Annotated in this window: 12 protein-coding genes; 6 read left to right on the top strand and 6 right to left on the bottom strand. The window is 43.1% G+C overall.

The window, feature by feature from the left end; genetic code table 11:
- Positions 1 to 2 precede the first annotated feature (2 nt).
- The 4 genes from LS482_RS01545 to LS482_RS01530 all read left to right on the top strand — a co-directional run bounded on the left by LS482_RS01545 (position 3) and on the right by LS482_RS01530 (position 4,076).
- Complete coding sequence (locus LS482_RS01545; protein WP_233029981.1) at positions 3 to 560, top strand: hypothetical protein; 558 nt, start codon at positions 3 to 5, stop codon at positions 558 to 560.
- A 94-nt stretch (positions 561 to 654) separates the two neighbouring features.
- Positions 655 to 2,763, top strand: a complete 2,109-nt coding sequence (locus LS482_RS01540; RefSeq protein WP_233029980.1) for a tetratricopeptide repeat-containing sensor histidine kinase — start codon at positions 655 to 657, stop codon at positions 2,761 to 2,763.
- A complete protein-coding gene (locus LS482_RS01535; protein WP_233029979.1) occupies positions 2,753 to 3,385 on the top strand; it encodes a response regulator in 633 nt (210 codons plus the stop codon). Before LS482_RS01540 ends, LS482_RS01535 begins: the two co-directional genes overlap by 11 nt.
- Before the next feature lie 454 nt (positions 3,386 to 3,839).
- Complete coding sequence (locus LS482_RS01530; RefSeq protein ID WP_233029978.1) at positions 3,840 to 4,076, top strand: hypothetical protein; 237 nt, start codon at positions 3,840 to 3,842, stop codon at positions 4,074 to 4,076.
- A gap of 233 nt (positions 4,077 to 4,309) precedes the next feature.
- Here the strand turns inward: LS482_RS01530 and LS482_RS01525 are convergent, their stop codons facing one another.
- From LS482_RS01525 to LS482_RS01505, 5 genes are all read right to left on the bottom strand, one after another.
- Positions 4,310 to 4,984, bottom strand: coding sequence for a hypothetical protein (locus LS482_RS01525; RefSeq protein ID WP_233029977.1), 675 nt, complete (start codon positions 4,982 to 4,984; stop codon positions 4,310 to 4,312).
- Between the two features lie 387 nt (positions 4,985 to 5,371).
- Positions 5,372 to 6,859 carry an ArnT family glycosyltransferase gene (locus LS482_RS01520; protein ID WP_233029976.1) on the bottom strand — a complete coding sequence of 496 codons (1,488 nt, stop codon included), beginning with the start codon at positions 6,857 to 6,859 and terminating at the stop codon, positions 5,372 to 5,374.
- Between the two features lie 205 nt (positions 6,860 to 7,064).
- Entirely contained in the window at positions 7,065 to 7,979 is a 915-nt protein-coding gene (locus tag LS482_RS01515; protein ID WP_233029975.1) for a bestrophin family protein, read from the bottom strand.
- A gap of 172 nt (positions 7,980 to 8,151) precedes the next feature.
- Positions 8,152 to 9,351: an MFS transporter gene (locus LS482_RS01510; RefSeq protein WP_233029974.1), complete on the bottom strand. Its 1,200-nt coding sequence runs from the start codon at positions 9,349 to 9,351 to the stop codon at positions 8,152 to 8,154.
- 188 nt (positions 9,352 to 9,539) lie between these two features.
- Complete coding sequence (locus LS482_RS01505) at positions 9,540 to 10,700, bottom strand: MFS transporter (RefSeq protein ID WP_233029973.1); 1,161 nt, start codon at positions 10,698 to 10,700, stop codon at positions 9,540 to 9,542.
- A 510-nt stretch (positions 10,701 to 11,210) separates the two neighbouring features.
- Here LS482_RS01505 and LS482_RS01500 point away from each other — a divergent pair.
- Both LS482_RS01500 and lpdA read left to right on the top strand, forming a co-directional pair.
- On the top strand, positions 11,211 to 12,620 hold the full coding sequence (locus LS482_RS01500) for an MATE family efflux transporter (protein WP_233029972.1): 1,410 nt from the start codon (positions 11,211 to 11,213) through the stop codon (positions 12,618 to 12,620).
- Positions 12,621 to 12,798: 178 nt separating this feature from the next.
- Positions 12,799 to 14,202: a dihydrolipoyl dehydrogenase gene (gene lpdA, locus LS482_RS01495; RefSeq protein ID WP_233029971.1), complete on the top strand. Its 1,404-nt coding sequence runs from the start codon at positions 12,799 to 12,801 to the stop codon at positions 14,200 to 14,202.
- Between the two features lie 51 nt (positions 14,203 to 14,253).
- Here the strand turns inward: lpdA and LS482_RS01490 are convergent, their stop codons facing one another.
- The gene (locus LS482_RS01490) at positions 14,254 to 15,393 is read right to left on the bottom strand and encodes a heparan-alpha-glucosaminide N-acetyltransferase domain-containing protein (RefSeq protein WP_233029970.1); all 1,140 of its coding nucleotides are present in this window, start codon (positions 15,391 to 15,393) and stop codon (positions 14,254 to 14,256) included.
- Positions 15,394 to 16,126 lie beyond the last annotated feature (733 nt).

Below are 16,126 nucleotides of genomic sequence, written 5' to 3'. Positions count from 1 at the left end.
AGATGAAAACACTTTATCTCTCTTTTGTACTCTGTGTATTATCGTTGATTTCCTGCCGGAACACTTCAGAAAAAACTTCCGGTGAAAAAATGCGGGTAAAAACAACTGAGTACCGGGAAGATAGCAGCTCCCCGAAAATTACTTATGAAAATATGACCCCGGAACAATACGAAACATATAAAGAAGAAATCGCCGATGAAAACAGATTGAAAGCCCGGATAAAAGAAGCGGAAAAGCGGATTACGTACAGTACCTACAATTATATGGTCGGTCCCTTAACAAAGGTCAACCTCCATTTAGGTGAAAACGGCAAAGGAAGCCTGCTCGATAAATCGACTGCAAAATTGATTGAAATTACCTGGAAGGAAAAAGACTCCGTCATTAGCATTGTTCCGGAACCGGGGTATAAAACCCCATATACACAGTTGAAACGAATAGACAGAAAAACACTTCAATATACTTCAAACGAAGGCAAAAAAAACAAAATATTTCACGGAGAACTCAGTCATTCAGACAATATGGAGATATTAAAGATCATTGAAGAAATGGAAGCCGAATAAGGATGAAAACACGATGGTATAGATAAACAGGCAACAGTTGGTTGTTTTTAATTCAGAATATTATACTTTCGGTTTATATGGAAAAACAATAGTTTTGCACTCATTGAAGTATCTGACTTCCCATACCTGTTTGTTTATTGTTGTACTGCTGTCCATACAGTTATGTCTGTCGCAGCAACCTGTAAATGCCGTAGATTGGTTTAAGAAAGGAGTCACCCTGATCGACCGGCAGCAAAACTATACTAAAGGTATAAAAGCCCTCGATTCTGCCATGCAATTAAACCCTTCCAGGGAATTGCTTATTCAGATAAAATTTGCCAAAGGTGTAGCATTAAATAGTCAGGGTAATCTCTCTGAGGCTGTAACAACATTAAAAGAGAACATTCCCCTGATCAATACCTGTGATGAAACACAAAAAATTAAATTTCACGCTAATAATTACAGGGTCTTGGGAGACACCTACAAAAGCAAAGGAGAGCTTTTACGGGCTATGGAGCATTACCAGAAGGCATTAGCGTTTTCTGAAAAATATACCGCTCCCGGCAGGGCAATGGTGCTGCACCAGATAGCTGTGTTATTAGAGGAAAAAGAGGAATATGCAGAAGCCGAAAAATACCTTCATTTAGCAACAGATGAACACCTCAGTGATCACTTAAGACTGGGGAAGTACATCAACCTTGGCGAAATTTATACAAAAACCGGCCGATTGAATGAGGCAAAACAACACTACGTTAAAGCACAAAAATTTGCTGAAAAGGCCAATAACAATAATGCATTATGTTATATATACCTCGGTTTTGCCACTGTATCTTTTGAAAACAAAAACTATGAACAAGCTATAGATTATTATGAAAAAACGATAACACTTTCTGAAAAAATCGGGAGCCAACTAGTTACAACCTCCTCTTTGCTCCAGCTGGCCATTGCATACGACAAAACAGGACAATATTTTGAAGCGTTACCTTATTTAGACCAGGCTGCAGAATTTTTGGAAAAAGAACCTTCGCGTACCTATTTACTGCACCTGTATAACACTTACGCATTGGTTTATGAAAAAACCGGAAATTATGAAAAGAGTATTGTTTACCTGAAAAAAGCAGCAACTTTAAAAGACAGTATTTTTAATACAGAAAAAAACAAGCAATTCGAAGAACTAAAAATAGCTTATGAAACGAAAAAGAAACAACAGGAAATAGAATTGCTTACCCTCCAGAAAAAGAAAAACGAACTGGAAATTTTTCAACAGGAGGAAGCTTTGAAAAACCTAAGTCTCGAAAAAGAACTGGAAGCTTCCAGACAGCAAAATACCATTCTTCAATTACAGAAGAATACCGCGGCAAATGAGAACAAGATTGCATTACTGAAAAAGGGCAGGGAAATAGCCAGGGCAGAAGCAAGCAAGTCACGGCTTTTAAAAAATGCCTATCTCATCGGCTTTGTTATTTTTAGTGTGCCGTTGGGCGTGCTTCTTTTTGTCTACTATCAAAAACTAAAAACACAAAAGGCACTGGCCGCAAAACAGAAAGAATTGAATCAAAAGCAAGTGGCAAATCTTGTAAAAGAACAACAATTAAAAACCATCCGGGCCTCCATTGAAGGGCAGGAACGGGAAAGAAAGCGTATAGCACAGGAATTGCACGACGCTGTTGGTGGAAGCCTGGCGGCCGTAAAATTGCAGTTGGATCATCTTTCTGGCGAAGTGCCAAAACTAAGTGACGTTATTGACCACCTTGACGAAACCTATGAACAGGTGCGGCATATTTCACACGATTTATTGTCAAAAAAAATTCAGGAGAACGCTTTTACCGGTCTTATCAGGAATTACCTTCAGGATATTGCTTCTTCCACATCGGTTGAGATCAACTTTACTTTCTTTAATGAAGCGTGGGTTAATCAAACCGGGAATGATATACAGGCCGCGATGTATAAAATAATACAAGAACTGATAAACAACACCATTAAACACGCAGCAGCCTCTGCTGTTGAAATTCAGTTAAATGCCCATGCGGATATGATTAACCTACTGTTCGAAGATAACGGAAAGGGCTTTGTCAAAAAAGAAAATAAAAAAGGGGTAGGGCTTCAAAACATCCGGGAGCGGGTACAATCGTTAAACGGAAGCATAGCGATTGATTCAAAAGCAGGAAGGGGCACGCTGGTAAACATTACAATTCCAATAAAAAAACAGCAAAATGACCTATAAGATAATTATTGTTGATGACCATCAAATGTTTATGGATGGGCTGGTCAGCATTTTTGAAGACATCGATGCTATGGAAGTTGCCTTAAAAACGGATAAGGCAAAAACGGTGATGACCTACCTGGAACATACCAATGATATCGACCTGGTCATTTCCGATATAAGTATGCCCGAAATGGACGGTATTGAATTGAACAGTCATATAAAGAAGAATTTTCCGCAGGTAAGCACCCTTATGGTAAGTATGCACAATAACCCGAATATGTTTCATCAATTAAAACAGAACGGTGTAGATGGGTATGTTCAGAAAAATGCATCAAAGACCGAGTTGATAAAAGCGGTAAAAACCGTTTTGTCCGGTGAAAATTACTTTTCGGATGTTGTCACACAAACGTATAAAGATAGTTTGTTTACATCCCAAAAAGCAAAAGAGGGCCCCTTGAGCAAGCGGGAATTACAGGTGCTGGAACTGATAGCCCGGGAATATACCACGAACGAAATAGCCGAGAAATTGTTCATCAGCAAGCATACTGTTGAAACCTATCGTAAAAACCTGTTGCTAAAGTTAGGCGCCAAAAACCTTGCCGGCCTTACCAAGCATGCCATTTATCTGGGGTTGATCTAAGAGTAGAGGCTTTTGAATTTACCTTTAATATACTATATACATTATCTTCTGTTTTCCAATATAATTTTTTATCTCCTTTTCCCTGTTGCTGACGATCCTGCAGCTTAGGTTGGTCTTCGGTGAATTTCCGGCGACAGGTTATTTTAGTATTTTTAACAGTATTGCTTGGTTTTCTTGTACAAATAGATTTATTTGATTAGAATAATTAAATTTTTAACTAAAAATGCACTGTATTTATGAAATAAAATACTAAACTGCAAGGTTTGTGCAGTGAATAATATTACCTTCGTAATATAAACTACCTCTGCCCTATATTTCAAATCTATCCATGAATTCTATCTAAAACAACCTTAGATACCTCATCTGCCCCACGTAATATTCAGAATTTAAACAGTTTAGTGTTTGCTAAAACTGATTTAGATTATACTTAATCATTAACTTAAATCTTTAAATTATGAAAACATTAGAAAGTTATGGCGTTCATGAAATGAATGTTGGGGAATTACGCGAAACAAATGGTGGGATCTCATTCGATCAGGCCTATAACGATTTTCAACAAGGAGGAGCTCACCTTGGTTTAGGTGCTGCCATGCTCGTTTCAGCTGCGTGGACCGGTATTGCATTGACCCCCGCATTAATCCTCGGCTCTTTGGGAGCAGGAGGATTGCTTGGAGGTGGTCTTGACCTTTAAATTAAGGTTGGAAAAGGAAATTTTCAGTACCGTTTAAACCAGGTATACCTTAATTATTACAATCAATCAAGTGTACCACGAAAGTTAGGTTAATATATTAAGAGTACTGTAAATGTGCCCAAGGTCATCTGACACCAGATGACCTTGTTTTATGTGCACCAAATAAGAATGATATATCCCGGCTCGTTTGCAACATCTGATGCTCGTTTGCAACGAGTATCATCATAACAAATTCAAAATAAAACAGAGACCCTGTTGAGCATTGTCGTTATATAATCTTTATGTTCTTTAATGTCACTTAGCTTCCCCCGGTAGGTATTTATCCGGCTGATTTTTGGAAATATGATTTTGTTTTTGACAAAATAAAGCGAAACCACCAGGTTAAAATAATTGTACAGCAAAATAAGCTGTTGAATACCGTTGGTCCTTACTTTTTTCAGACCTATTTTACGTGCCGTTCTTTCGTTTATAATATAACTGGTACCCTGTATAACTACATTGTCATCTTCTTTACGGGCAATGTTCAGTAAACCTTTCAAATATTCCGATAGTATAAAGGAAGTTCTTTGTTTGCCTTCGAGACTTTTGGGAATGGTAAAATAATAATCGAATAAAGTTCCGCCGTGAATAGTAATAATCCCGTCTTTCTCTTTTTCCGACAGTAACAGTGAAGAGAAATACCTTAAATGCCCTTTGCGCACCAATGAAGGAACATCAAAGAACGGGGCGATCACCGATAGTGTTATAACTACAAAAAAGGGAATTAGGAACAAAAGGGCAGGAACAGCCAAATAGAGAAGACAAGCTATCAGAGCATTGATGAGTAATGAAAACAGGAGCAATCTAACCTGGAATTTTAGCTGTTCCTTTTTGGATTTTGTATAAAACGTATTGAAGATAGTGCTCATGAATTAAAACCTGGTATCCGGATTCCATATGCAGTTCCCGGTAAGCACAAAGATAGCAGGATTCAACTGTTTGTAAAATCTGAACAAGGGCTCATTTACAATAATTACCGTTACGCAATTATAATGGTTTATTATTCTGCTCCAAACCAACTTTTTTTAAGGAATATTGTTTAATGAAGATGAGTCCAAAAGCACCCCTCTTCAGAGGGTTGGGGAGTTTGATCCCGGCCCGGACCTTGGGTTTATTCCCGAACATTTGTGTTTTTACAATGGCCCGGGTTTTCAAACCCTCCTTCACGACTGAAGTCGTGTCACCTCTACTTCGGCAGGGCGCAGTACGGCGCCTTTGTCTAAATTTGCAACGCATACCTTATTTTACTTTACCTATCAGTCAAACACATGCTCCCTGTAATCTTCCCACCATTTTTCAATATCGATTTTTGGTTTTCGGCAGAGGTAAAGCGGTATTCCGTTTTCTTCTTCTATGGCATATTTATGGGTTATTGTTTTCACTAGTTTTATTTCTTCAAATACATGCTCCACCGAAGGTTTTTCATTTCCCAGGCTTATCCAGACTTCTGCATCTTTATTTCCGTAACCCCATGTCCAAAAGCTGCCGTGCCTGCTTACGGGATTGGGCAGGCCATATTTTTCCCCCAGTATTTTTACCGCTCCCGCTTCGCCATAGTTTTCCGCCCAGATCACACAGTTTTGTTGTTCTTCGGGACTTAAAGACTGGTAAACGCTGTCTACCAGTTTCACCTGTTCTTCCCATCCGAACATATCGGCATAGTCCCCGGTCAGTTCCACCCGTCCGTTTTTCTCCTGAAGGCCTTTATATTCTACAAATTCCCCGATCGGAAACACAGGAGTGGCTTCCGGGATAAAAAATACGGATGGGGCCAATACCACGACTGCGATAATGGAAATGAAAACAGGTTTTTTGGAGAGTAAAGATTCTATTTTAACCGCCCCGCCCGCAAATAAAACCGGGTAAACGGGAAAAATATAATATGCTTTTGCACCGAGTATCCACAGTGAAAAGAAAATAACGATAACAGAAATACCAACGGCCCTGTATTTTTTCAGGTTTTTATCGATCAGTAAGGCCGTTAGCCCCAGAATACTGATAATTAATGTAAAGGGGAACTTTAATTGTGTAAGTCCGAAATCCAGCGGATTTATATCGTTTAATTGCTTACGGTTCAGGCTTTCCAGATGTTTTAAAAGCGGGAAGTCGTGTTGCAACTGCCAAATAACATTGGGCAGGAAAATAAACAATCCGATGCCCCCGGCTATATAAACCCATTTTGATTTATAGATGGCGCCCCGCTCGTAGAATAACAGGCCCGTAAAAACCCCGAATGCCCATACCAGCATGGTATATTTGTTCAACAATCCCAATCCTAGTGTAATGCCGCATAAAACAAGGAGTTTTTTGTTTCCGGAGTTGATGAATTTAATGATGAAATAAAAACCCAACGTCCAGAATAACTGATTAAACGCTACCGGTTGAAAAAGTGTGTGATTCCTGTAAAACGGTAAAAAGGCAAGAATACATATTCCGGAAAGCAGCACGGATCTGGATTTTCCGCCCAGTGCTTTGGCCATTGCACAGCAAAGGATTAAAATACCAACTCCTGCCAAAGTAGGGAAGAGCCGAACTCCCGATAGGGAATAATCGAAAAGCCAGAAAGACAGCCGTCCTACAAAACCAATAAACGGGGGGAACTCCATATACCCCCAGGCAAGGTGTTCACTAACTGATAGGTGGAGCAGTTCATCACGATGAAATCCATAGTTCCTGTTGCCGAGCCACTGCACGCTAAACTTGGCAACGGATAGTATTAAAACAATGAGTAAATATTTTTTCATAGGCTGTCTTCGAATGATGTTTGCGATGTTTTGTTATCATAATACTATTGTCGGTAGTATTTCCGGCAGCAGGAAATAAAATTAATGTTTCATTTTAGCAGATCAAAGTTTCTATTCGTTGGTACTCATTTGTAACGTTTGTTGCTTGTTTTCGACGAGTTCCAATGGCTGTTGCAACGCCTGGTGTACGTTTGCAACGCGTAACCTACATCAAATAAAAATTTTGCACAGGCGCTGTCCTGGGCGGAACATCGGTCTCTCCCAGCATCTGCCTTAAATTGATCTCAATGGTCCGGGCAATAGATGTCACCGGAGTGTCGGTAGGCAGGTTTTCAAAAGGGTCCTGCAGGTAAATGGCTGTTTTCTCGATAAGAAAAAAAGCCATGGCCACAGTTATTACAAGGGGAATCTGGATTAAACCGAGATCATCTACCAAACCAAAGGGCAGAATAATGATAAACAAATAAATGGTTAAGTGAACAATAAGGCTGTAGGTAGCAGGAAAGACAGTATTCTTTATCCGTTCTGATTTTCCCATGGAATCGCACAATCTTTTCAGTGTTTCGTCCAGTTGTACCTGCTGATAGGTGTTGACCCAGCCCTTTTCAATAGCTTCTTTCAGGTCTGCCGTATGCAGTTGCAGGAGTGCATTGGGCACATTATCGTGTTTTGCAATCCGGTTCCGTTCTTCTTCCGAAAGAAAACGGTCTGTGTGCTCCATGGGGTCCTGCTTGCGGAGCGATTGCCCCAGGCTGTAATTCCATGCCATTTGTCTGTAGACCATTCGGTGTACAAGTGCTTTCGCACTTTCGGCTTCATCACCTTCTGTGCGGACAAAACCCTGTAATTGCCGGGTCAGGGTTCGGGAATCGTTAACAATGGCACCCCAGATGATCCGGGCCTCCCACCAGCGGTTATAGGACTGGCCGGTACGAAAAGTAAGGATAAGGGATATGGCTGTTCCCAGTATGGTAGGGATCACCAGCGGAATGGCAATACCACCTACATGAAGAAGCTCATCGGCAATACCGATAATTACAGATAAAATGGAAACAAAAATGATCTCTGCACTTGTTTTCCTGAAGAGGAATTTCAGGGGGATTTTATTGTTCAGTAGCATAAAATAAGGTTTTCTACATGGAAAAACTGACTTGAAAATACTCTTTTTTCAGGTATTATCCGATATTTCTATCTGTTTTTTCTTCATTACGGTTTATTTGAAATGCTTACCGTGCTTATATTAAATACTTAATACCCGTAAATTATATTTTTCTGTTTTGGAAATTAGAAATTCAGGAAACATTTTTTATACGCTGGGCGTTGAGGAGAGAAGCTGTGGCTGTAAAGAACAGCCCGAGGATAATCCAGCGAAAGCCTATATCGGCATCCAGTAGCAGCCCCACAACAAGAGGGCCCAGTGCAGTACTCAACACCATAAACATGGTATAAACACTCCGTACCACTCCCAGTTTTTCCGTCCCGTAGAGCTCGGCAATGACGGCTGTTTTTACCGACCCCGAAATTCCTACGGAACACCCTGCAAGGATCAGGAATATCAGTGCCCCTGCAATACTGTCCATAAAGGCAAGCGGGAGCAGCCCGATAGTTATGGGCAATAAATAGACGCGGAACATTCTCCTGGCGGTAAAGCGATCTATCCAGAATCCGCTTGCAAAGGTCATAACAAAGCGCGTAGCGGCATAAGCCGTAAAGAAAGAGGCGTATAAAGATACCGACCAGCCTTTGTCTTCTACAAATACGTATTGGTAAAAAAAGAAGGAAGTAGAAATAAAAGCCACAATAAGACTTGCGGGCATTACGATATAAAATTTCTTTTCCGAGAGTATTTTTAAATAATCCCGAACAATGGCTTTGGACGATATATCCTTGCTTTTATCCTTTTCAGGGTTGAAATGCGTAAGTTTTACGAAATAAAGCCTGACAAGATACAACAGCAAAAAAACACCCGATGCCATGGCAGCCACTTCGTAGTCATACCAGAGGATAAGCGTGGAGATGACGATAGGCAATAAAGCTTCACCGATAGAATAACCGAGGGCAGAGACACTCAGGGCTTTTCCGCGGTCAGCACTGTAGTAGCGGGACATTACCGTCATACTGATATGCGTCATCCATCCCTGTCCGCTGAGACGTAACCCTATCAATGCCAGGAATAATAACGCAATATGATAGTGCGATATCCCCAGGATAAAACACGAGACCGCCGCACCAGTTACTGTAATGGCTGTAACCGTTTTTACAGGTTTATGATCTATGGAATGCCCTATGGTGAGTAAAATCATGGAAGAAATAATGGTACAGACAGCATAGATTCCCCCGAAAGTCCCTTTCGAAAGGGAAAAAGCCTTCAGGATTTCCGGAACATAAAGCGATATTAAAAAAGTTTGCCCGAAACCGGATAAAAAAGTAAGCACCCAGCCAAAGCTCACTTGCCTGGCATTTTGTTTTAAAAACAGGTAAAAATCTTTCAAGGTATAGCAATTTTTTGAGGTTTTCCCTAAGGAGGAACAAAGGTACAAAATGTGTCCGGCGAAGCCGGGGGACTAATGCTTTTGTTTGGTTGTACATCCTGAACACCCCCCTTGAGAGGGCAGGGGGCGCTAAGCCCATTCAATCTTTTAACTCCTCAACTCCAAAACTCCAAAGACTCCAAAACTCTTCAACTCAAAGTATCCGGCTTGCGCAAAATATTCCTCCCCGTAAAAGAAAGCACAGCGATCATGGCCCCTACAAAAGCGATGAGGATAAAAGAGGCCCGAAGGTTCAGGTGTTCTGCAATAAACCCGATCACCGGGGGGCCGAATAAAAAGCCAAAATAAGCAATGGTGGAGACCAGGGCCAGGGAAATCCCCGGGGGGAAATTTTTAGACCTTCCCGCCATAGAGAAAGAGAGGGGGATTACTGAAGATGTACCTGCCCCCACCAGCAAAAAACCGATAGTGGCAAAGATTACCGACGGAAAGGCTACGGCAAGGAGCAATCCGAAGAATATTAATACCCCGCTGAATTGCAGGAGCGCAACCGCCCCGAAACGCTGGGTAAAGTGGTCGGCCACAAAACGTCCGGTGGCCATGGTGCTCATAAAGGCAATGTACCCGAGAGTAACCAGTCCCGCATCTACATTGACCACCTTATCGAAATACACCCCGCTCCAGTCGAACATACAGCCTTCGCACATCATTCCGCAAAAAGCGATCATACCGATTCGCAGCAACAACTTATCGGGCCTTTTCAATACCAGGCCTTTGCTGTCCCCGGTATTGACATCCTCCGTAAGCATATTGCGGTAAGCAAATAATATAATGAACAGGCTCACACAACCGATAATAACAAAATGCAGAAAAGGAGAAATATGAAGATCGATCATGGCTGCACCAACAGCTCCGCCCACAAAGCCTGCAAGGCTCCACAGACCGTGAAAAGAGGCCATGATGGTTTTCCCGTAATGAAATTCCACGCCCACTGCCTGTGTGTTTACCGCAATATTGATAAGGTTGCCTACCAGTCCGAAGAGCGCAACCGCCCCCAGCAGGGCCAGTTTGGTTTCGGAAAGGCCCAGTAACGGCAGCACACATCCGTATAGAATAGCTGAGACCACAGCCACTTTACGGCTCCCGAAACGGTGCACCAGCAGTCCCGCAAGGGGAAGCGCTACAAGTGAACCAGCCGGAAGCCCGAGCAACAGCCCGCCGAGCTCCCCTTCAGTAAGCTGTAACAGGTTCTTTACATCCGGAATACGGCTTGCCCAACTGGCAAAACAAATACCGCTCAGGAAAAACACGGCGCTTACGGCGACTCTTCGTTTCAGGTTAGTGTTCATAGTTGTTGGTTTTTTAGTTCTTAGTTGATGAGTTTGGGAGTTGTGAGGTGGTTGGTTTCTTTTACCACTCCTTGTCCCGGCCAAAGGTCGGGAGATATACTGATGTTTTTAGTTGGTTATATATTCAGAACACCCCCCTGGCCCCCTTGAGGGGGAAGAGTAGATTCATTAAAAAGATATATAATCCCCCCTTGAGGGGGGACACAGGGGGGTGTCCTCTATTAGACAATTCAATTGTCTGACTTCAAAATTAAAAAACTCCGGGACTCCCGAACTAATCATCCGCAAATTTCATAAAAATATCACCTGTACTACAACAGTAAATTGTTAAAACAAAAAAAACTTATGACCAATTAAAAAAAAGTATTTAATATTGCACCATTATGAAATCAGTGGAATTATATTAAGAAAACAGCAATCCCGGCGGGAGTGTCGATTATTGTTGTAGTAAACGCTCGTTTACGATAAAGTTTGTGGTATTCTTTATTTACAATATAATTCCTTAAAGCAATGAACTCATATTCCAGATTTTCTTCCAAGAAACTTTTACATTATTTAAAAATAGCCCTTACCGGCAGGGACACTGATTTTACAAAAGGTAGTATCCGCAAGGCAATATTCATGCTTGCCATTCCCATGATCCTCGAAATGATGATGGAGTCGGTATTTGCCCTTGTGGACATTATTTATTTGTCCAGGGTAAGTGTCAATGCCGTTGCTACCGTAGGACTTACGGAATCGGTAATCACGCTGCTCTATGCCGTGGCCATAGGATTGAGTATGGCGGCAACCGCTGTCATTGCCCGGAGGGTGGGTGAAAAAAACCTGAAAGGAGCCAGGGAAACCGCAGTACAGGCCATTATGATAGGTACAGTGATCTCTGTTGTGATCGGTATCATAGGAGTGATATATCCCCGGGAAATACTTACTTTTATGGGCGGGGAGCCCGATCTTATCGAAGAAGGCTTCGGATATACGCGAATACTCATAGGAGGGAACATCACCATTTTTCTGTTGTTTCTCATCAATGCCATTTTCCGCGGGGCAGGCGATGCTTCCATTGCCATGTGGGCCCTGGCCCTGTCTAACGGACTGAACATTATCCTCGACCCGATTTTTATTTTCGGTTTCGGACCGGTACCTGCTTACGGAGTTGAAGGAGCGGCCATAGCCACTACCATAGGCCGGGGCACGGCCGTAGTGTTCCAGTTGTGGCTATTGTTCTTCGGATGGAGCAGGATAAGACTAAAAATCTCCGACTGGGTATTGCGGACAAAAGTGATGTGGAACCTCGTTAAGGTGTCCCTGGGCGGTATTGGCCAGTTTCTTATCGGTACATCCAGCTGGGTGGTGCTGATGCGTATTATGTCTGAATTCGGTAGTGAAGTGCTGGCCGGATATACCATTTCCATACGGGTAATGATGTTTACCATGATGCCTTCCTGGGGCATGAGCAATGCCGCAGCCACACTGGTAGGGCAGAACCTCGGGGCCAACCAGCCGGACCGGGCGGAAAAATCCGTCTGGAAGACCGGGAAGTACAACGCGTATTTTATGCTTACGGTATCGTTGGTGTATCTCCTGTTTGCCCGCTATATCATAGGCTGGTTCAGCGAGGACCCCGACGTGGTGAAATACGGCAGTCTGAGTTTACAGGTGGTCGCGGCGGGATATATCTTTTATGCGTATGGCATGGTAGTGACCCAGGCATTCAACGGAGCAGGAGATACCAGGACCCCCACCATTATTAATTTCTTTTGTTTCTGGCTTTTCCAGCTGCCCTTTGCCTACCTGGCGGCGCTTGTACTGGACTGGGGGCCTGTAGGTGTATATGTAGGCATTACCCTTGCCGAAACACTTATAGCGGTTATGGCCCTGATATGGTTTAAAAAAGGAAGGTGGAAAACCGTCAAAGTATAACAAATCGGGTATTCCGGATGGATGTAACAAAGATTTGGAATACCCGTATTATCTCACTTCCGGGAAGTATCTTGTGACAAAAGCAGGAATACCCCTTCGGGAAGGCGGGCGCTTCGCAAAAACATTTGTATTTTTGTGTTTTAGTAAGTTCAAAAACACATTTTCAAAAAACATATTTATGAACTCATACGATGTAGCCGTTATCGGCTCAGGCCCGGGCGGATATGTTGCAGCGATCCGCTGTGCACAACTCGGGATGAAAACCGCGATCATTGAAAAATATTCCACCCTGGGCGGAACCTGCCTCAATGTAGGATGTATCCCTTCCAAGGCACTCCTGGACTCCTCGCACCACTACGACGATGCAGTGCGGCATTTCGAGGAGCACGGTATTGAAATTCCGGGAGACGTTAAGGTGAACCTGGAAAAAATGATAGCCCGCAAACAGGCCGTGGTAGACCAGACCTGTGCCGGGGTAAAGTTCCTCATGGACAAGAACAAGATCGATGTGTATGAAGGTGTGGGAAGTTTTGAGGACAATACACACATTGTTATAAAGAAAAAAGATGGCGAAGAGAAGATAGCGGCCAAAAACACCATTATTGCCACAGGATCGAAGCCATCGACACTGCCGTTTATCGAAATTGACAAGGAAAGGATTATCACTTCAACAGAAGCTTTAAAGCTTAAAGAAATCCCCAAACACCTTGTTATTATTGGCGGAGGGGTTATAGGCCTCGAACTCGGACAGGTATACAAAAGGCTCGGTGCCGAAGTTTCCGTGGTGGAGTTTATGGATAGGATCATCCCCGGAATGGACGGTGCCCTTTCCAAGGAACTGACCAAGGTGCTCAAAAAGCAGGGCTTTAAGTTCTATACCAGCCATAAAGTAAAGGAAGTGACAAAGAAAGGCAAGAAAGTCACGATTAAAGCCGATGATAAAAAAGACAAGGAACTCGTGCTGGAAGGCGATTACTGCCTCGTTTCCGTAGGCCGCCGCCCTTATACCGATGGTCTCAATGCTGAAGCGGCAGGAGTTAAGCTGAACGACAAGGGGCAGATAGAAGTCAACGACCATCTGCAAACCAGTGCAGATAATATCTATGCCATAGGCGATGTGATCAAAGGTGCCATGCTTGCCCACAAGGCGGAGGAAGAAGGTGTTTTTGTAGCTGAAACGCTTGCCGGGCAAAAACCGCATATCGATTATAATCTCATTCCGGGAGTAGTTTATACCTGGCCAGAAGTAGCTGCCGTAGGGAAGACCGAAGAAGAATTAAAAGAAGCCAAGGTGGATTATAAAGTCGGTCAATTCCCCATGCGTGCCCTCGGAAGGTCCAGGGCCAGTATGGATACCGACGGATTTGTGAAGATACTCGCCGACGCTGCCACCGACGAAGTGCTCGGTGTTCATATGATCGGGGCCCGTATGGCTGATCTTATAGCCGAAGGCGTGGCTGTTATGGAATACAGGGCCAGTGCAGAAGACATTGCCCGTATGAGTCATGCACACCCCACTTATGCGGAAGCTGTTAAGGAAGCGGCTTTGGCTGCTACCGATAACAGGGCATTGCATGTTTAATTGAAAAGTAATTTTAAACGATATGAAAAGGGTCTCGGACAGAGGCCTTTTTTAGTTCTTGACCATACCGAATACCGCCCGGATCCTTCCCTTGATCTTCGACAGGAAAGGTAGTGTATCCCGGCAGGCCTGGCGAAAAGAAAGAACAGTTTCTTTCCTGACGACATGCATTTTTTCCGTGAAGACGGGTTTAAACGCGTTGTAACGGAAAGACAACCAGGTAACAATAATCATAAACAGTACGGCCCCGGGAATGGCTACATAGGGATTTAACGAATGGTGAAACGGTTGATAAAGTCCGATCCCGAAAAAGCTGGCATATAAAATAATGTAGTGTATAATATAAATGGACAATGTATTTTGCCCGATGGATATCAGGGTTCTGGATGTAAGTAAATTACGGATAAGCATAAAAACAGCAAAGAATATCAGGACATTTCCCAACCTCGAAAACAATTCGTTACGAACGGGAGGAAAGGTAAACAGGGCAATTAAAGCAGCGCCTGCAACGAGACATGTTGCGATAGCAACGGAATATAAATTCTGCTTTTCCCTATACACCGAAAACAAAACCGCCATAAACGCCCCGAACGACGCATAACCGAACCAGGGGAAAATGGTAAATACCGAACCGTTAGCCCCGGTAAAATAATTGGCCAGTATTTTCGGCATAAAACTGTAATCCAGGGAAGAATACACCGGGGCCAGGGCAAACAAAAACAGCGTAGATCCGGCCAGTAACAAGGGCATTACGTATTTTTTTCTGTTATGGCTCAACAAATAGATCCCCACAAGGAACAGGATGGAAAGCCCTATACAATGCAGTACGTCCACCTTGTAGAAATTATCGTAAACTTCTCCCCTTAACAAGAAGCCCTTGAAGTCGAGCCTCAGAACATAACCCAGCCCTATGAGCATCAGCCCTCTTTTAATGCCTTTCATGACCCGTGGATTGGCCCACCCGGCGCGTTCTTTTTGGCGTATAAGCAAATACATAAAAATAAACCCGGCCACAGTGAAGAAAACAGGAGCGGTGATCCCCCGGTTGTATTTCCAGATGGTGAATACGGTGTTGGACGTATCCCGGAAAACCGGGTCAAGAAGCCCGTCTATAAAATGGCCCTGCAACATCATCAAAATGGCCCAGGCACGCATGGCATCAATAAAATATAACCGGGAAGTTTTATTCATACACTGCTTTTTACATAGGTATATACTGTTTAAACGGCCTTTTTGGATTTTTTGTATGAAAAAAATATTAACAATAACGGAAGTTCGATATAAGCTAAGAGCGTAATTTTAAGAATTGACCTTGGGCAGCTGCATAAATTGTAATGATATTTAAAATTGCGTAACTGCGTGAATTAACGTTTCGGCAACCGCATAAATTGGTAATGACGCTTTTTCTGTCGCCCCCAGCCCTTCGAAACTTCGGCTTCGCTCAGTACAGGCTGGAGTAGAGGGGGGCGAATGGTCTCTAAAAAAAGTAATTGCTTAAGCGGCGTACCGGGTTACGTTTGCGGCCTAAGGGATTAAGTCCGCCGCATACACAATTAAGTTCACCGCGTACAGGGTTCCTTACGCGGCATACACAACTACTTAAGCGGTTAACAGGGTTATGTTTGCGGCCTAAGGGATTAAGTCCGCCACATACACAATTAAGTTCACCGCGTACAGGGTTACTTATGCGGCATACACAATTGCTTAAGCGGCTAACAGGGTTATGTTCGCGGCCTAAGGGATTAAGTCCGCCGCATACACAATTAAGTTCACCGCATACCGAGTTACTTATGCAGCGTAAGCAATTGCTTGAGCGGCATACCGGGTTAAGTTCGCGGCCTAAGGGATTAAGTCCGCCGCATACGCAATTAAGTTCACCGCATACCGGGTTGCTTATGCGGCATACCGAACCCGGTTCGGCGTA

Source organism: Sinomicrobium kalidii (genome assembly GCF_021183825.1).
Classification (GTDB): domain Bacteria; phylum Bacteroidota; class Bacteroidia; order Flavobacteriales; family Flavobacteriaceae; genus Sinomicrobium; species Sinomicrobium kalidii.
The sequence above is the reverse complement of the archived record's forward strand: the minus strand, read 5'-3'. Positions and strand labels throughout refer to the sequence as shown.